Raw genomic sequence first — 16,995 nt, forward strand, 5'->3', positions numbered from 1 at the left:
TTCCCAATTCTATACTGGATCCAAAGAATGAGGAGAACACCATGTATGAAGACCGGATCCGGCGCCCCGCGCTGATGGAAAAAATCATGAGCGCTGCGCAGGCCGCGAAGCTGTTCAAGGACGGCATGAGCGTCGGCATGAGCGGCTTCACCCGCGCCGGCGACGCCAAGGCGCTGCCGCTGGCGCTGGTGGAACGCGCGCGCCAGGCGCCGCTGCATCTGACCTTGCTGACCGGCGCCTCGCTCGGCAACGACAGCGACGGCCTGATGGCCAACGCCGGCGTGGTCGCGCGCCGCCTGCCGTTCCAGTCCGACGCCGCGCTGCGCCGCAAGATCAATTCCGGCGAGGTGATGTTCATCGACCAGCATCTGTCCGAGACCGCCGAACAACTGCGCTCCGGCGACCTGAAGCCGGTCGACATCGCCGTCATCGAGGCGGTGGCGATCACGCCGGACGGCGGCATCATCCCGTCGATGTCGGTCGGGAACTCGGCCAGCTTCGTGCAGCAGGCAAAATTCGTGATCATCGAGCTCAATCTGAGCGCGCCGCTGGCGCTGGAAGGCCTGCACGATATCTACATCCCCGGCGTGCGCCCGCATCGGGGCGCCATTCCGCTGCTGACGCCATGGCAGCGCATCGGCTGGACCTCGATCCCGGTGGACCCGGAACGCATCGCCGCCATCGTCATCACCGACAGTCCGGACAGCCCGTCCAACGCGCTGCCGCCGGACCAGGAGACCGACGCCATCGCGCGCCACGTGGTGGCCTTCCTGAAAGGCGAGGTGAAGGCAGGCCGCATGGGCAAGGAACTGCTGCCGCTGCAGGCGGGCATCGGCACCATCGCCAACGCGGTGCTGCATGGTCTGAAGGACTCGCCGTTTCGCGACATGACCATGTATTCCGAAGTGCTGCAGGACAGCGCCATCGAGCTGCTGGAATCGGGTCAGCTGGCGATGGCGTCGGCGTCGTCGATCACGCTGTCGGCGGCGATGCACGAGAAATTCATCCGTGATATCGACAAGTACCGCGACCGCATCGTGCTGCGGCCGCAGGAGATCAGCAACCATCCGGAGATCGTGCGCCGGCTCGGCATCATCGCGCTGAACACGGCGCTGGAGTTCGACATCTACGGCAACGTCAACTCGACCCACGTCGGCGGCACGCAGATGATGAACGGCATCGGCGGTTCGGGGGACTTCGCGCGCAACGGGCAACTGTCGATCTTCGTCAGCAAATCGGTGGCCAAGGATGGCGCGATCTCCAGCGTGGTGCCGTTCGCCGCCCACGTCGACCACACCGAGCACGATGTCGACGTGCTGGTGACCGAATGGGGCCTGGCCGACCTGCGCGGCCTGGCGCCGCGCGAACGGGCGCCGCTGATCATCGAGCACTGCGCCCATCCGGACTACCGGCCGCAATTGCGCGCCTACCTGGCGGAAGCGCTGCTGGGCGGCGGCCAGACCCCGCACGTGCTGGAGCAGGCCTTGTCCTGGCACGTGCGCTACAAACGGGAAGGGAGCATGCTGGTAAAATGATGGCCATCGGTATTCACTTAATATTGGATCAACATGACCATCAAAATCAGCCAGAACTTCGACTCCGGCGCCATCGAGGTGCTGCGCGCCGACAGCGCGGCCACGATTGAACTGAACCTGCGCAAGGATTCGCACGCCGACATTCATCAGTGGTTCCATTTCCGCTTGCAGGGCGCGCGCGGCCAGCAGACGCAGATGCGCTTCTTGAACGCCGGCCAGGCCACCTACGCGCGCGGCTACGAGAACTATCAGGCGGTGGCCAGCTACGACGGCGAGAACTGGTTCCGCGTGCCGACCACGTTCGACGGCCAGGTGATGACCATCAAGCACACGCCGGATACCGACAGCATCTACTACGCCTACTTCGAGCCGTATTCGTTCGAGCGCCATCTGCGCCTGCTGGGCGAGGTGGGCGAGCATCCGCTGGCGCGCGTGCATGACCTGGGCAGCACGGTCGACGGCCGCGACATGAACCTGGTCGTCATCGGCAAGCCGGAAGCGGAAAAGAAAATCTGGTTCATCGCGCGCCAGCATCCGGGCGAGTCGATGGCCGAGTGGTTCGTCGAGGGCCTGATCGATACGCTGCTCGACGACGCCAACGCGATCTCGCGCAAGCTGCTGCAGCGCTGCGTGTTCTACATCGTGCCGAACATGAATCCGGACGGCTCGGTGCGCGGCAACCTGCGCACCAACGCGGCCGGCGCCAACCTGAACCGCGAGTGGATGACGCCGTCGGTCGAGCGCAGCCCGGAAGTGCTGTATGTGAAGCAGAAGATGCACGAAACCGGCATCGACATGTTCTTCGACATCCACGGCGACGAGGCGCTGCCGTACAACTTCGTGGCCGGCAACGAGATGCTGGAGAACTTCAGCGACGAGCGCCGCGCCAAGCAGCAGGCCTTCATCGACCGCTACAAGAACGCGACGCCGGACTTCCAGGACAAGGTCGGCTACGCCGCCAGCAAATACAAGGAAGACATGCTGACGCTGGCGTCGAAGTACGTCGGCCATCACTTCGGCTGCCTGGCGCTGACGCTGGAGATGCCGTTCAAGGACAACGCCGATCTGCCGGATCCGCACGTCGGCTGGAACGGCGCGCGCAGCGCGGCGCTGGGCGCGTCCATCCTGCAGCCGATCCTGCTGTCGCTGGACGATTACTGATCGTGGGCGTCGAGATCGAGCGTAAGTTCCTGCTGCGCGGCGACGACTGGATGACGCTCGGCGAGCCGGTGTTTTTCCGCCAGGGCTATCTGTCGTCGCACAAGGACCGCGTGGTGCGGGTGCGCATCGAGGGCGATCGCGCGGTGATGACGATCAAGGGCCGCAACGTCGGCGCGGTGCGCGGCGAGTGGGAGTATCCGATTCCGATGGCCGATGCGGCCGAGCTGCTGGATGGTCTGTGCGAGCAGCCGCTGATCGAGAAGTACCGGCGCAAGATTGCGTTCGCCGGCAACGTCTGGGAGGTCGATGAGTTCCTCGGCGCGAACGCCGGGCTGGTCGTGGCCGAGATCGAATTGCAATCCGAAGACCAGCCATTCGACAAGCCGGACTGGATCGGCGACGAAGTCACCGACGATCTGCGCTACCTCAATTCCAGCCTGATAAAGCACCCGTATTCGGCTTGGTAGGCCGCCGGATCTGGTCTATTCTGTAGGGATGGACAGCGAGGTTGCAGCGCTCAAGGCGCACATCGATACTATCGTGCCGACGTTAGCGACGAAGGCCGATATCGAGGTTTTGCGTGCGGAAATGCACAAAATGTCGGCCGAGGGCTACCGCTGGATGGTGGCGTCCATGGTCGGCATGTTTATCGGCTTTGGCGGCCTCTACTTTGCGGCCAACAAGAAGCCTGACGAGCGGCCGGTGGTCGCACAGGCGCCGCCTCAACCGCAGCAACCGATCATCATCTACCTGCCGCAGCCGCAGCAGGCGCCGCAAAAATAAAAAGCCCTCGTCTCCGAGGGCTTTTGTTTTAGTGGAAGTGCTCGGTGCCGGTCGGCGCATCCTCGGGCATTTCGGCGTGGGCCAGTTCGCCCACCGGGTCGGCGAACAGCGGCGCGCCGCAGTCGTCGCAGAACTCGTTCACATAGCGCTCCGCATGCTTCTTGATCTGCGTGACGCCGGCCTCGTTCAGGTAGTTGGTGATCTCTTCCACCGGCGTGACCGGCTTCTGCACCACTCCACCCGGACCGCCCTGCAGCGGACCTTCCGGCGGCGTGCCTTCCTCATCCTCCTGCCCGTACAGCGGCCACACCACGCCGTAGATCACATCCGACGACGAACGCTGGGTGAACGCGACCCGGTACTCGTCGATCTGGCCGTCGGCGTTTTCCTCGCCGAAGCCGGCGATCACCGCGCGCAGCTCCGACGGCTCGATCGCCAGCGTATGCGTCAGGTAATGCACGGCGGCGCGGATCGACACCGGACGAATCAGCTTGTCCGCCTCGCGGCAGGCCATGTAATAGGCTTCCGGCAGCAGCAGCTCGACGCCGCAGCCCGGCAGCAGACGGTTGACGGTCGGCGTCACCTGCGCGCGCCATTGCTCCAGCGCGGTGGCGCGCTCGTTGGCGAACTGCGCCTGGTTGGCCGGCATCTGCCAGCGGAACAGCGGCCCGCCGGCCGGCGTCACCACCGCCACCAGCAGGTAGCGGGTGTCGGCCAGGAACGGCGCGGTCTCAGGCACCTTGGTGTCGGCCTTCAGCACCGTGCCTTTGATGGCGGCCTGCGCCAGCTTGTGCACCTTGCCGTAGGTCTCGACGTGGCTGCGCGGCAGCTGGTCGATCGAGAACAGCGTCGGCGACATCGCCATCTGCGTGCCGTCGGCCAGCAGGTGCGCGGCGAAGTGCGCCGACAGCGTTTGCAGGATGTCGGCCGGGATGGCGCCGGAGGCGATCGCGAAGCGGGTCCAGGCCAGGATCGGCGCGGCCACCAGCAGCACGTCGTACTGCCTGGCGACGCCGTCGGCGGTATCGATGCTGATGCTGCTCGATTCGCTGACCGCTTCCACGCCATCCATCAACACGTCATAGGCGGTCAAGTCTTCCTTGAACAGCGCGTTGAGGGTGGCGTCGATGGTGTCCTGGTGCCCGGTTTTGAGGAGTTTCTGGAGCTGCGCATCGAGGCTGTGTTCCCAGGCCCGCTCTTCGATACGGCTGGCCGCCTGCCCGACTGCCTGGGCGTAGGTGACGAGGCGCTGGCTCTCGGCAGACAATTTATGGGATGAATCTTTAGATGGACGACGCATAGCTAAATAAGAGTCTCATAAAAGTGAAAAAAACGGATCAGTCATGCAGATCATAACCCTTATCAGCCGTATTGTAGTTGATTCGGCAAAGGGACCGCGAACTTCAGTTTTTCAGCCGCCGCGCGTACATGTCGCGGATGCAGTCGGCCATCGCCAGCACCGCCGGCGCGGCCTCCGGCGCGGCGTGCAGCGCGATGGCGAACGGCGGCAGCGCCGGCAGGCCGGACGCCGGGCCGAGGATGTCGAAGGTGGACGGCACGGTCGAGGCCAGCCAGGCGCTGACGGCCAAATCGGCCTGCACGGTGGTGGCGGTGGCCTCCATGCCGGCGTAGTCGGTCACCGAGCGCGCGGCGATGCCGGCGCCGTCCAGCGCCAGGTCCACCGGCTGGCGGAACACGCAGGTGGCCGAGACCAGGCACACCGGCAACGGCCGCCGCGCCCAGGCTTGCCCGCCGGCCGCGCCGACCCACACCGGTTGCTCCAGCGACAGGCGTTCGCCGCCGTCATCGGCCGCCGGTTGCTCGATCAGGGCCAGGTCGACCTTGCCGCCGTCGTAGGCTTGGCGCAACTCGTGCGACGATCCCGGCACCAGCGTCACGTCGACATGCGGATGGCGGCGCGCATAGTCGTGCAGCAGCGGCGGCAGGTGGGTGCCGATCAGGTCGTGCGGAACGCCCAGCCGCACGGCGGGCCGGGCCGCAGCTGCCGGCACCGGCGCCGGCAGCGCGGACAGGATGTCGTCGTTCAGCGCCACCAGCTTGCGCGCCTTGGCCAGCAGCCGCTCGCCGGCGCCGGTCAGTCCCGCGCCGCGCTGGTTGCGCTCCAGCAGCGGGCCGCCGAACAGCTGTTCCAGCCGCTTGATGCGTTGGCTGATGGCGCCCTGGGTCATGTGCAGGCGGCCGGCGGCGGCGGTCATGCTGCCGCAGTCGGCCACCTGGATCAGGGTGCGCAGCAATCCGATATCGAGGTTTCGCGGCATGGCGGGTATTAGCGTTGTTAATGGTAGGCATTATACCTATTCGCTATGCGACGCCGTCCGGCGCGCCTAAGCTGGCCGTACCCTCATTCCGGAAAGCAGGATCGCATGACATCGTTTCTCTCCCTGGCGCTGGCCGCCGTGCTAGCGCCGATCACGCTGTCGGTCGATTTGCGCGACGCCCCTCGCAAGCTGTACCACGCGACCGAAATCATCCCGGTCCAGGCCGGACCGCTGACGCTGGCCTATCCGAAATGGCTGCCGAGCGAGCACGCGCCGGGCCCGATCGCCAACCAGGCCGGCCTGTTCATCAGCAGTCACGGCGGCGCCGAGCAAAGCATACGCTGGACCCGCGACCCGCTCGATCCCTATCTGTATCACCTGACGGTGCCGCCAGGCGTCAGCGCGCTGCGCGTGCGCTCCGATTTCATCACCAGCGACAGCGGCGGCAGCCGTGGCGGCGCCGCCGGCGACGAGCTGGCCGCGCTGAGCTGGAACACCATGCTGCTGTATCCCTACGCCGGCGCGCAAACCCGGGTCGGCGACATCATGGTCACGCCCAGCGTGACGCTGCCGGACGGCTGGCGCCACGTCACCTCGCTGCAAGCCGAGGGCGCTTCCTTCAAGACCGTTTCGCTGGAACAGCTGGTCGACTCGCCGCTGATCGCCGGACGGCATTTCCGCGAGATCGCCATCGCGCCGCGCCACTACCTCGACATGGTGGCCGACAGTCCGGAGCAGTTGCTGGTCGGCGACGCGCAGGTCGCGCAGCTGGCCGCCCTGGTCGCGCAATCCGGCCATCTGTTCCGCAGCCGCCACTACGGCGACTTCCGCTTCCTGATGACCCTGTCGGACCAGGTGAGCGGCGCCGCGGTCGATCATCACCAGTCGCTGGACAACCGGCGGCCGGGGCGCTTCATGGTCGATCCGACGATGCGCATCGCCTACGGCGGCTTCCTGCCGCACGATTTCGTCCACAGCTGGAACGGCAAGTACCGGCGCCCGGCCGGAGTCGCCACGCCCAACTTCCAGGCGCCGATCGACACCGGCGGGCTGTGGGTCTACGAAGGCTTGACCGATTACCTGGGCGGCGTGCTGACCGCGCGCGCCGGCATCTGGACCCCGGAACACTACCTCGGCGCGCTGGCCGAGACGGCGGCCCGCTACAGCCACCGCCCGGGCCGCGCCTGGCGCGACCTGCAGGACACGGCCAGCATGGCGATGACCTTGTGGGAGCAGGGCGGCGGCGCCTACGGCAGTTTGCGCCGCGACGGCTTCGATTTCTACGGCGAGGGCGGGCTGGTCTGGCTGGACGTCGACATCACCATCCGCCAGCGCAGCGGCGGCCGGAAGTCGCTGGACGACTTCGTCGCGCTGTTTCACGGCGCCGGCGGCGACACGCCGCCCAAGGTGCTGCCATATCAATTCGCCGACCTGGTGGCGGCGCTGAACGCGGTGCAGCCCCACGACTGGGCCGGCTTCCTGAACGCCCGGCTGCACGCGCTCGGCCCCGACGCGCCGCTGGGCGGCTTGAGCGGCGGCGGCTACCGGCTGGTCTACCGCGACACGCCGAACGCGCTGGCGCTGCACAGCGGCGCCTCCGGCCTGCTGTATTCGGTCGCGATGGAGGTCGGCGCCGGCGGCATCGTCGCCGACGTGCTGGAAGACGGTCCGGCGCGCCAAGCCGGCCTGGCGCCGGGCATGAAGCTGGACGCGGTCAACGGCCGGCCGTATTCGACCGCGCTGCTGCGCCAGGCGATCCGCGAGGCCGCATCCGACGCCAAACCGATCGCGCTCACGGTGTCTGGCCGCCCCGGCCCGCTGCTGCTGGACTACCACGGCGGCGAACGCTTCCCGGCGCTGGAGCGCATCCCCGGCACGCCGGACCTGCTCGCCGCCATCATCCAGCCGCGCACGCGATAAAAAAAAGCCCTGCGGGCCGAAGCGCGCAGGGCTCTACGATGGTGCTTAAGGTATTAAGCGGCCAGCAGTTGACGCAGCACGAATGGCAGAATACCGCCGTGCTTGTAGTAGTCGACTTCGATCGGGGTGTCGATGCGCAGCAGGACTTTGACGTCCTGGCTGCTGCCGTCGGCGCGGTGGATCACCAGGGTGGCCAATTGCTGCGGCTTGATCTCGCCTTCCAGGCCCTTCAGGTCGTAGGTTTCCTTGCCGGTGATGCCCAGCGATTCGACGCTGTCGTTGCCGATGAATTGCAGCGGCAGCACGCCCATGCCGACCAGGTTGGAGCGGTGGATACGTTCGAACGAACGCACGATCACAGCCTTCACGCCGAGCAGTTGGGTACCCTTGGCCGCCCAGTCGCGCGACGAGCCGGTGCCGTACTCTTCGCCGCCGAACACCATGGTCGGCGTGCCTTCGGCGACGTACTTCATCGCCGCGTCGTAGATCGACAGCTGTTCGCCCGACGGCTGGTGAATCGTGATGCCGCCTTCGACCGCGGAACCGTCGGCCTTGGCCGGGATCATGCGGTTCTTGATGCGCACGTTGGCGAAGGTGCCGCGCATCATGATTTCATGGTTGCCGCGACGCGAGCCGTAGGAGTTGAAGTCCGCCTTCAGCACGCCGTTGGCCAGCAGCCATTTGCCCGCTGGACCGTCTTCCTTGATCGAACCGGCAGGGGAGATGTGGTCGGTGGTGATCGAATCGCCGAACACGCCCAGCGCGCGCGCGCCGGTGATGCCGGTGGCGACCGCTTTCGGGGTCATCTCGAAGCCGTCGAAGAACGGCGGCTCGGCGATGTAGGTCGACGCCGGCCAGTTGTACACCTGGCCTTCGGTCGACGACACGTTTTCCCACAGCTTGCCCGGGTTGCCCTTGACGTCGGCGTAGTTGGTCTTGAACACTTTCGAGTTCATCGCGAACTTCATCAGCTTGGCGATCTCTTGCGAGGTCGGCCAGATGTCGCCCAGGTACACGTCCTTGCCGTTGGTGCCCTTGCCGACCGGTTGCGTCATCAGGTCGACCGTCATGTTGCCGGCGATGGCGTAGGCCACGACCAGCGGTGGCGAGGCCAGGAAGTTGGAACGGATGTTCGGGTGGATCCGCGCTTCGAAGTTGCGGTTACCGGACAGCACGGCCGAGGCGACGATGTCGTTGCTGACGATCGAGGCGTTCAGTTCCGGGGTCAGGTCGCCGGCGTTGCCGATGCAGGTGGTGCAGCCGTAGGCGGTGACGCCGAAGCCCAGTTGCTCCAGGTACGGCAGCAGGCCGGCGGCGGTCAGGTACTCGGTGACCACGCGCGAGCCAGGCGCCAGCGACGACTTGATGTGCGGCGCCACGGTCAGGCCGGCTTCAACGGCCTTCTTGGCCAGCAGGCCGGCGGCCAGCAGCACGCTCGGGTTCGAGGTGTTGGTGCACGAGGTGATCGCGGCGATCAGCACGTCGCCGTTCTTGACGTGCACGCCGTTGGTGGTGGTGTAGGTCTGGTTCAGGTCTTCCGGCTTTTTGTTGAAGCCGTTTTCGGTGGTCGGTTTCGAGAACAGTTCGGTGAAGTTGTTTTTCACGTTGCCGATTTCGATACGGTCCTGTGGACGCTTAGGACCGGCCAGCGAAGGCGTGACCGAGGTCAGGTTCAGTTCCACCACGCGGGTGTAGTCGATCTCGCCGGCTTTCGAAACGCCGTACATGCCCTGCGCCTTGAAGTAGGCGGCGAAGGCGTCGATTTCCGCCTTGGTGCGGCCGGTGCCTTCGAAGTATTCGATGGTCGCGTCGTCGACCGGGAAGAAGCCCATGGTCGCGCCGTATTCAGGCGCCATGTTGGCGATGGTGGCGCGGTCGGTGACCGACAGCGTCTCGGTGCCTTCGCCGAAGAACTCGACGAACTTGCCGACGACTTTCTCTTTGCGCAGCAGTTCGGTGATGGTCAGCACCAGATCGGTCGCGGTGCAGCCTTCGCGCAGCACGCCGGTCAGGTTGACGCCGATCACGTCCGGGGTCAGGAAGTAGACCGGCTGGCCCAGCATGCCGGCTTCCGCCTCGATGCCGCCCACGCCCCAGCCGACCACGCCGATGCCGTTGATCATGGTGGTGTGCGAGTCGGTGCCGACCAGCGAATCAGGGTAGTACACGCCTTCGGCGTTCTTGTGCACGCCGCGCGCCAGGTATTCCAGGTTGACCTGGTGGACGATGCCGAAGCCCGGAGGCACGACGCCGAAGGTGTCGAAGGCTTGCATGCCCCATTTCATGAACTGGTAGCGCTCGTTGTTGCGCGAGAATTCCAGCTTCATGTTCAGGTCCAGCGCCTTCGGCTCGCGGAAGTGGTCGATGGTGACCGAGTGGTCGACCACCAGGTCGACCGGCACCAGCGGTTCGATTTTCTTGGCGTTGATGCCCATCTTGTAGGCGACGTTGCGCATCGCGGCCAGGTCGGCCAGCAGCGGCACGCCGGTGAAGTCCTGCAGCACCACGCGGGCGACCACGAACGGGATCTCGTCGGTGCGCTCGCCGGTCGGCGACCAGTTGGCCACTTGCTTGACGTGTTCTTCGGTGACTTTCTTGCCGTCGCAGTTACGCAGGACGGATTCCAGCACAACGCGGATCGATACCGGCAGGCGGGAGATGTTGGCGCCCAGGCTCTTTTCCAGTGCAGGCAGCGAGTAGAACTTCGCCTTCTTGCCCGAAATGTTGAAATCCTTAAGCGTGTTCAGAGTGTTGCGGGACATGACCTCTCCTTCAGTGGGTATCGTCTATTATTGAAATGAAACCGTGATGCATAAGCGCCCATGGCGGCACGCCAGTTTTGGAACTGTGAAAACTGTTACTGAATGCTGATCTTGGCGCTGGACGGCTCGTTCTCTTTGGTGGCGACCGGTTTGAGCTGCTCGGCGTTGCGGCATTCGTTGGCCAGCTGGCGGTTCAGCTTGGAGTCGAGCAGCATGCCCTTGGCCGGGATGCCGATCCAGATCAGGCCGTACAATTTGTTCTCGAAGCGCTTGGCGCCGGTGGTGGTGCCGACCCGGGTCAGGCGGTGCAGCCGCTTCTTCCAGCGCAGGGCGATGTGCGACTCGTCGTTGTCGTTCTGGTAGATGGTGATCTTGTTGCCCAGTTCGCAGTCGAATTCGACCACGCTGGTGTCGGTGACGACCGGTTCGTCGGCTTCCTCGTCGGGCGCCTTCGGTTCGACCGGCGGCGCGACCACGGCCTTGGCTTTCGGTTTGGCGGCGGCCTTCTTGACGGTTTTCTTGGCCGGGGTATCGGTTTGCGCCTGGGCGGCGGTGGCCACGGTCAGCGTGGCGAACGCCAGGCTGCAGGCCATGAATAATTTGGAGATGGACATCAGTTTGTTTCCTGTGGCAATTCGGTGGAGCTGGCGTTGAACAGCGGAGCCACGGATTCGGGCAAGCTCAGCCCGGCCAGTTTGGCGCGCTGTAGAACGGTCCAATAATATCGGTAGCTGGCGCGGTCGTGCAAGCGGCCGTTCTGGGCGATCGGGCCCCATTGAACGGCGGCCGCCTCGTGCAGGATGGCGGCGGCTTCGCTGACCTCGGACAGGCGCGGCGTGAAGGTCTTGATGATCGGCTTGATCTGGTTCGGATGGATGCTCCACATGCGCGTGTAGCCGAATTCGGCGGCGGCGCGCTGGGCATCGTTGGCGGCGACCGCCGTATCCTTGATTTCGGTGGTGACGTTATGCGACGGCACCTTGCCGTGGGCGTGGCAGGCGGCCGCGATCTCCAGCTTGGCGCGCACCACCAGCGGATGGGTGAACTGGCCCGGGGTGCGCATCGCCGCGCCGGGAATGGCGCCGTAGTGGGCCGAGACGAAATCCATGATGCCGAACGACAGGCACTGCACCTGCGGCAGCGCGGCGATGGCGTAGGCTTCGCGCAGCGCGCCGTGGGTTTCGATCAGCACGTGCACCGGCAGGTCGGCGCGGCCGGCCTTGGCGGCATGGCTTTCGATCAGCGCGATGGCGCGCGCCACCTCGGCCGCGCCGTGCACCTTGGGCAGCACGATGTAGGCCAGGCGCTTGGCGGCGGCGCAGATGATCTCGACGTCCTGCGCGAAGAACGGGCTGTCGATATCGTGCACGCGGGCGCCGATGCGGTTGAACTTGTTGTCGTCGGAGTCGACCAGCGACGCGACCAGGCGCGCGTGCGCCTGCTCGTTGCCGGCGCTGGCGCCGTCTTCGCAATCGAGGGTGATGTCGAACAGCGGGCCAAGTTCTTGTTGCAGGGCGATCGATTTCCGCATCAGCTTTTCGGAGCCGGCGTAGTGGTCGCAAGCCGGCAACAGCAGTGGCTGGCGATTACCCTGGAATAAAACCTCGGATGGATGCATGCGTGAGTGGTCGGGGGGAGAAACGACCGCCGCGCTGCTCTCGGCAGCGCGGCGGGTGCGGCGGATCGGTGGTTTAACCGGTTCCACTGAGGGACGAAGCGATTACGGCAGCAGGTGCTTGACGCCTTCGCGCTCTTCGGTCAGCTCTTTCAGGGTCAGGTTGATGCGCTCTTGCGAGAACGCGTCGATTTCCAGACCTTGAACGATGGTGTATTCGCCGTTCTCGGTGGTGACCGGGAAACCGAACATGGTGCCTTCAGGAATGCCGTACGAACCGTCCGATGGCACGCCCATGGTGGTCCACTTGCCGGCGGTGCCCAGCATCCAGTCGTGGACGTGGTCGATGGCGGCGTTGGCGGCCGACGCGGCCGACGACAGGCCGCGCGCTTCGATGATGGCGGCGCCGCGCTTGCCGACGGTCGGCAGGAACACGTTGGCGTTCCATTCCTGGTCGTTGATCAGGTCCTTGACGGCCTTGCCGCCGACGGTGGCGAAACGGTAGTCGGCGTACATGGTCGGCGAGTGGTTGCCCCACACGGTCAGCTTCTCGATGTCTTTCACGGCGGTGCCGGTCTTGGCGGCCACTTGCGACAGCGCGCGGTTGTGGTCCAGGCGCAGCATGGCGGTGAAGTTCTTGGCCGGCAGCGACGGCGCCGATTTCATCGCGATGTAGGCGTTGGTGTTGGCAGGGTTGCCGACCACCAGCACTTTGACGTTGCGCGATGCGACCGCATCCAGCGCCTTGCCTTGTACGGTGAAGATCTGCGCGTTGGCTTCCAGCAGGTCTTTGCGTTCCATGCCCGGGCCGCGTGGACGGGCGCCGACCAGCACGGCGACATCGACATCCTTGAACGCGGTCAGCGGGTCGGAGTGGGCGGTCATCTCGGTCAGCAGCGGGAACGCGCAATCGTCGATTTCCATCATCACGCCCTTCAGGGCTTTCTGTGCTTTTTCGTCAGCGATTTCCAGCAGTTGCAGGATGACCGGTTGGTCTTTGCCGAGCATGTCGCCGTTGGCGATGCGGAACAGCAGTGCGTAACCGATTTGACCGGCGGCGCCGGTGACAGCAACACGCATTGGGGTTTTAGCCATGATGAATCTCCAAAGTGGGAAGTGAAACGTTCTTGAAGCTGGGACCGGTGCCGGTCCGGGAAACCGTAATCATACTGCAAAATGGACGCTTATAATCTTCTCTGAAAGCGTCTCGCCGGGGAGTGTAGGCGCGTCCCGGCCATATGTCAATCCTATCTTATGTCTTATATAAGACAGATAAGTTATGCGGGTTTTTGCTGGACGGCGCAGCGCTTTTGTGGTGAAATCTCGCCCTATGAATCCCCTCCCGCCCAATCCGACCAGCAGCGCCGCCGCCAACGCGGGCGGCGCCGCCGTCGGCGCCGGGCAGGCGGGGGCGTCCGGCGCGTCGCCGACCTTCTCCCCACTGTATCAGCAAATCAAGGCGCTGATCACGCAGAGCCTGCAAACGGGAGAGTGGAAACCGGGCGAACTGATCCCCAGCGAGGTCGAGCTGGCCAACCGCTTCAAAGTCAGCCAGGGCACGGTGCGCAAGGCGATCGACGAACTGGCCGCCGAGAATCTGGTGATGCGCAAGCAGGGCAAGGGCACCTTCGTGTCGACCCATCATGAAGCGCGCGCCCACTTCCGCTTCCTGCGCCTGATGCCCGACGAGGGCGTGCCGCACTACCCTGAAAGCAAGTTCATCGAAGTCAAGCGCATGCGCGCGCCGGCCGACGTGGCGCGCCTGCTCGACCTCAAGTCCGGCGACGCCGTCATCTTCATCAAGCGGGTGCAGTCGTTCGACGGCGTGCCGACCATCGTCGAAGAGCTCTGGCTGCCGGGTATGACTTTCAAGGGATTGACCGCCGAGCGCCTGGAGGAATACAAAGGACCGATGTACGGTTTGTTCGAGTCCGAATTCGGCACGCGCATGATCCGCGCCACCGAGAAGATCCGCGCCGTCTGCGCCGCCGAAGAAGACGCCGCGCTGCTGCGCGTCGCCGTCGCCACGCCGCTGCTGGCGTCGGAGCGGGTGTCGTTCACGTACGGCGACAAGCCGGTCGAGCTGCGCCGCGGCCTGTACTCGACCGAGCACCATCATTATCACAATGAGCTGAACTGAGTGAGTTGAATTGAAGGAGACCAGCGTTAACAAGGCGTGTGTCACACGCCGGTAGTATTGTTGCGCTGATAATACGTTGAGCTGCGGAAAGTAGCCAAACCCTGGTGTTCCAAAACACTATTTTTGTTCTATGTAACAATAGATATTGGTGGTGCATGCGAAATCGGCGAAAATCGCATTCTTTACCAAATTTTTGTTTAAGCCTGAGGAGGTCTTGTTATGTCAGAAGCCGTAAGGGAAGTCCCTAAAAAAGAACGGCCGGAGTTCCGTAACATTCATGTTACCGAATTGTCCAACTACCGTATGCCATTGGCGAGTATCGTCTCCATCCTGCACCGCATCAGCGGTTTCCTGATATTCGGTCTGCTGCCATTCGTGCTGTACCTGCTGCAAGAGAGCTTGCGCTCCGAGATCTCCTTCGCGCACTACCAAGGGTTCATCACCTATCCGCTGGTCAAGCTGATCATCCTGGCGCTGGTCTGGGGTTATATGCAGCACTTCTGCGCCGGCGTGCGCCACCTGATCATGGACATGCACATCGGCCTGGACAAAGATTCGGCCCGTCAATCGTCGGCCGCCGTGCTGGCCGTCAGCCTGACGCTGACCGCGCTGGTCGCCCTGAAACTGTTTGGAGTGTTCTGAGATGGCTAAGAATAATAACGTCGGACCCAAGCGCCTGGTCGTCGGCGCCGGCTATGGCATGCGCGACTGGCTGGCCCAGCGCGTCACCGCCGTCATGATGGTGCTGTACACCGCGATTTTGCTGATCGCCTTCCTGACCGGCCAGAACTTCAGCTATGAAGGCTGGGCCGGCCTGTTCGCCCAGCAGTGGTTCAAGCTGATCACCGTAGTCACCCTGGCCGGCTTGTTCTATCACGCCTGGGTCGGCATGCGCGACATCTGGATGGACTACGTTAAAGCGGTCGGCCTGCGCCTGACCTTGCAAATGGCCACCATCTTGTGGCTGGTCGCTTGTGCCGCATGGTCGGTACAGATAATCTGGAGTGTGTAATCGTGGCAGCTATTAAAACTGGAATTCCTACCCGCCGCTTCGATGCGGTAATCGTCGGCGCCGGCGGCTCCGGCATGCGCGCGTCGCTGCAGCTGGCCGAAGCCGGCCTGAATGTCGCGGTGCTGTCGAAAGTGTTCCCGACCCGCTCGCACACCGTGGCGGCGCAGGGCGGCATCGGCGCCTCGCTGGGCAACATGGCAGAAGACAACTGGTTCTGGCACATGTTCGACACAGTCAAGGGCGGCGACTATCTGGGCGACCAGGACGCGATCGAATTCATGTGCCGCGAAGCACCGAAGGTCGTCTACGAGCTGGAACACTTCGGCATGCCGTTCGACCGCAATCCGGACGGCACCATTTATCAGCGTCCGTTCGGCGGCCACACCGCCAACTTCGGTGAGAAAGCCGTGCAGCGCGCCTGCGCCGCGGCCGACCGCACCGGCCACGCGCTGCTGCACACGCTGTACCAGCGCAACGTCCGCGCCCGCACCCACTTCTTCGTCGAATGGATGGCGCTCGACCTCATCCGCGACGCCGAAGGCGACGTGGTCGGCGTGGTGGCCCTGGAAATGGAAACCGGCGAAACGATGATCCTGGAAGCGAAGACCACCATCTTCGCCACCGGCGGCGCAGGCCGCATCTTCGCCGCATCGACCAACGCCTTCATCAACACCGGCGACGGCATGGGCATGGCGGCGCGCGCCGGCCTGCCGCTGCAGGACATGGAGTTCTGGCAGTTCCACCCGACCGGCGTGGCCGGCGCGGGCGTGCTGATCACCGAGGGTGTGCGCGGCGAGGGCGGTATCCTGATCAACTCCGAAGGCGAACGTTTCATGGAGCGCTATGCGCCGACGCTGAAGGATCTGGCGCCGCGCGACTTCGTCTCGCGTTCGATGGACCAGGAGATCAAGGAAGGCCGCGGCTGCGGTCCGAACAAGGATCACGTGATGCTGGACCTGCGCCACATCGGCGCCGACACCATCGCCAAGCGTCTGCCGTCGATTCTGGAAATCGGCCACAAGTTCGCCAACGTCGACGCGACCAAGGAACCGATCCCGGTCGTTCCGACCATCCACTACCAGATGGGCGGCATTCCAACCAACATCCACGGCCAGGTGGTCACGCCTAACGGCGACGGCACGCAGAAGATCGTCAACGGTCTGTACGCGATCGGCGAATGCGCCTGCGTCTCGGTGCACGGCGCCAACCGCCTCGGCACCAACTCGCTGCTGGACCTGCTGGTGTTCGGCCGCGCGGCCGGCAACCACGTGGTCGCGTCGAACCTGAAGCAGAAGGAAAACAAACCGCTGCCGAAGGACGCCGCCGACTACGCGATGGGCCGCCTGAACAAGCTGGAAACCTCGACCGGTTCGGAAAAAGTGCAGGGCGTCGCCAACGACATCCGCGCCACGATGCAGAAGTACTGCGGCGTGTTCCGCACCGACGAGATGCTGACCCAGGGCGCCAAGGAAATCATGGTGCTGGACGAGCGCCGCAAGCACGTTTCGTTCAAGGACAAATCCAAGGTGTTCAACACCGCGCGCGTCGAAGCGCTGGAGCTGGACAACCTGATCGAAACCGCGAAAGCGACCATCACGTCGGCGGTGGCGCGCAAGGAATCGCGCGGCGCCCACGCCCACAACGATTTCCCGCACCGCGACGACGACAACTGGATGAAGCATACCCTCTGGTATTCGGAAGGCAACCGCCTCGACTACAAAGCGGTCGTGACCAAGCCGCTGACGGTTGATACCTTCAAACCGAAACCACGTACTTTCTAAGGCTAAG

15 protein-coding genes are annotated in these 16,995 nt (G+C 64.4%); 9 read left to right on the forward strand and 6 right to left on the reverse strand.

From position 1 onward, the window contains the following. Window positions 1–41: 41 nt before the first annotated feature. The 4 genes from scpC to GW587_RS13905 are packed head-to-tail and all read left to right on the forward strand — an operon-like array spanning window position 42 to window position 3,479. Complete coding sequence (gene scpC, locus GW587_RS13890; RefSeq protein WP_166103879.1) at window positions 42–1,535, forward strand: succinyl-CoA:acetate CoA-transferase ScpC; 1,494 nt, start codon at window positions 42–44, stop codon at window positions 1,533–1,535. A gap of 33 nt (window positions 1,536–1,568) precedes the next feature. Next, a complete protein-coding gene (locus GW587_RS13895; RefSeq protein WP_166103882.1) occupies window positions 1,569–2,696 on the forward strand; it encodes a M14 family metallopeptidase in 1,128 nt (375 codons plus the stop codon). 2 nt (window positions 2,697–2,698) lie between these two features. After that, on the forward strand, window positions 2,699–3,163 hold the full coding sequence (locus GW587_RS13900; RefSeq protein ID WP_166103884.1) for a CYTH domain-containing protein: 465 nt from the start codon (window positions 2,699–2,701) through the stop codon (window positions 3,161–3,163). Window positions 3,164–3,191: 28 nt separating this feature from the next. Continuing rightward, on the forward strand, window positions 3,192–3,479 hold the full coding sequence (locus tag GW587_RS13905) for a hypothetical protein (protein ID WP_166103886.1): 288 nt from the start codon (window positions 3,192–3,194) through the stop codon (window positions 3,477–3,479). Between the two features lie 28 nt (window positions 3,480–3,507). Here GW587_RS13905 and GW587_RS13910 read toward each other — a convergent pair whose 3' ends face one another. Then, window positions 3,508–4,779, reverse strand: a complete 1,272-nt coding sequence (locus GW587_RS13910; RefSeq protein ID WP_166103889.1) for a DUF2863 family protein — start codon at window positions 4,777–4,779, stop codon at window positions 3,508–3,510. Between the two features lie 103 nt (window positions 4,780–4,882). Further along, window positions 4,883–5,758 carry a LysR family transcriptional regulator gene (locus GW587_RS13915; protein WP_166103892.1) on the reverse strand — a complete coding sequence of 292 codons (876 nt, stop codon included), beginning with the start codon at window positions 5,756–5,758 and terminating at the stop codon, window positions 4,883–4,885. Between the two features lie 105 nt (window positions 5,759–5,863). Between GW587_RS13915 and GW587_RS13920 the strand changes: the two genes are divergently transcribed. After that, window positions 5,864–7,678: a M61 family metallopeptidase gene (locus GW587_RS13920; protein ID WP_166103895.1), complete on the forward strand. Its 1,815-nt coding sequence runs from the start codon at window positions 5,864–5,866 to the stop codon at window positions 7,676–7,678. A gap of 53 nt (window positions 7,679–7,731) precedes the next feature. Here GW587_RS13920 and acnA read toward each other — a convergent pair whose 3' ends face one another. From acnA to GW587_RS13940, 4 genes are all read right to left on the reverse strand, one after another. Then, window positions 7,732–10,440, reverse strand: a complete 2,709-nt coding sequence (gene acnA / locus GW587_RS13925; protein WP_166103897.1) for an aconitate hydratase AcnA — start codon at window positions 10,438–10,440, stop codon at window positions 7,732–7,734. A gap of 95 nt (window positions 10,441–10,535) precedes the next feature. Next, entirely contained in the window at window positions 10,536–11,054 is a 519-nt protein-coding gene (locus tag GW587_RS13930) for a lysozyme inhibitor (protein ID WP_166103900.1), read from the reverse strand. After that, window positions 11,054–12,058, reverse strand: coding sequence for an HpcH/HpaI aldolase/citrate lyase family protein (locus tag GW587_RS13935; RefSeq protein ID WP_166103903.1), 1,005 nt, complete (start codon window positions 12,056–12,058; stop codon window positions 11,054–11,056). The genes GW587_RS13930 and GW587_RS13935 overlap by 1 nt, the downstream gene beginning before the upstream one ends. Before the next feature lie 102 nt (window positions 12,059–12,160). Next, on the reverse strand, window positions 12,161–13,150 hold the full coding sequence (locus GW587_RS13940; RefSeq protein WP_166103905.1) for a malate dehydrogenase: 990 nt from the start codon (window positions 13,148–13,150) through the stop codon (window positions 12,161–12,163). Between the two features lie 235 nt (window positions 13,151–13,385). On the opposite strand from GW587_RS13940, the gene GW587_RS13945 reads away from it, so the two are divergent. The 4 genes from GW587_RS13945 to sdhA all read left to right on the forward strand — a co-directional run bounded on the left by GW587_RS13945 (window position 13,386) and on the right by sdhA (window position 16,988). Beyond that, window positions 13,386–14,195: a GntR family transcriptional regulator gene (locus GW587_RS13945; protein ID WP_166103908.1), complete on the forward strand. Its 810-nt coding sequence runs from the start codon at window positions 13,386–13,388 to the stop codon at window positions 14,193–14,195. 219 nt (window positions 14,196–14,414) lie between these two features. Beyond that, window positions 14,415–14,837, forward strand: coding sequence for a succinate dehydrogenase, cytochrome b556 subunit (gene sdhC / locus GW587_RS13950; RefSeq protein ID WP_166103911.1), 423 nt, complete (start codon window positions 14,415–14,417; stop codon window positions 14,835–14,837). Between the two features lies 1 nt (window position 14,838). Then, on the forward strand, window positions 14,839–15,207 hold the full coding sequence (gene sdhD / locus GW587_RS13955) for a succinate dehydrogenase, hydrophobic membrane anchor protein (protein WP_166103913.1): 369 nt from the start codon (window positions 14,839–14,841) through the stop codon (window positions 15,205–15,207). A 2-nt stretch (window positions 15,208–15,209) separates the two neighbouring features. Further along, window positions 15,210–16,988, forward strand: a complete 1,779-nt coding sequence (gene sdhA, locus GW587_RS13960; RefSeq protein WP_166103916.1) for a succinate dehydrogenase flavoprotein subunit — start codon at window positions 15,210–15,212, stop codon at window positions 16,986–16,988. Window positions 16,989–16,995 lie beyond the last annotated feature (7 nt).

The sequence above is a fragment of the Duganella aceris genome, assembly GCF_011090165.1.
Lineage (GTDB): Bacteria > Pseudomonadota > Gammaproteobacteria > Burkholderiales > Burkholderiaceae_D > Rugamonas > Rugamonas aceris.

Excerpts from the sequence above, each read along its gene's own strand:
- scpC (WP_166103879.1), top strand. The coding sequence starts at position 42 with ATGTATGAAGACCGGATCCGGCGCCCCGCGCTGATGGAAAAAATCATG.
- GW587_RS13895 (WP_166103882.1), top strand. The coding sequence starts at position 1,569 with ATGACCATCAAAATCAGCCAGAACTTCGACTCCGGCGCCATCGAGGTG.
- GW587_RS13905 (WP_166103886.1), top strand. The coding sequence starts at position 3,192 with ATGGACAGCGAGGTTGCAGCGCTCAAGGCGCACATCGATACTATCGTG.
- GW587_RS13910 (WP_166103889.1), bottom strand. The coding sequence starts at position 4,779 with ATGCGTCGTCCATCTAAAGATTCATCCCATAAATTGTCTGCCGAGAGC.
- GW587_RS13915 (WP_166103892.1), bottom strand. The coding sequence starts at position 5,758 with ATGCCGCGAAACCTCGATATCGGATTGCTGCGCACCCTGATCCAGGTG.
- GW587_RS13920 (WP_166103895.1), top strand. The coding sequence starts at position 5,864 with ATGACATCGTTTCTCTCCCTGGCGCTGGCCGCCGTGCTAGCGCCGATC.
- acnA (WP_166103897.1), bottom strand. The coding sequence starts at position 10,440 with ATGTCCCGCAACACTCTGAACACGCTTAAGGATTTCAACATTTCGGGC.
- GW587_RS13930 (WP_166103900.1), bottom strand. The coding sequence starts at position 11,054 with ATGTCCATCTCCAAATTATTCATGGCCTGCAGCCTGGCGTTCGCCACG.
- GW587_RS13935 (WP_166103903.1), bottom strand. The coding sequence starts at position 12,058 with ATGCATCCATCCGAGGTTTTATTCCAGGGTAATCGCCAGCCACTGCTG.
- GW587_RS13940 (WP_166103905.1), bottom strand. The coding sequence starts at position 13,150 with ATGGCTAAAACCCCAATGCGTGTTGCTGTCACCGGCGCCGCCGGTCAA.
- GW587_RS13945 (WP_166103908.1), top strand. The coding sequence starts at position 13,386 with ATGAATCCCCTCCCGCCCAATCCGACCAGCAGCGCCGCCGCCAACGCG.
- sdhC (WP_166103911.1), top strand. The coding sequence starts at position 14,415 with ATGTCAGAAGCCGTAAGGGAAGTCCCTAAAAAAGAACGGCCGGAGTTC.
- sdhD (WP_166103913.1), top strand. The coding sequence starts at position 14,839 with ATGGCTAAGAATAATAACGTCGGACCCAAGCGCCTGGTCGTCGGCGCC.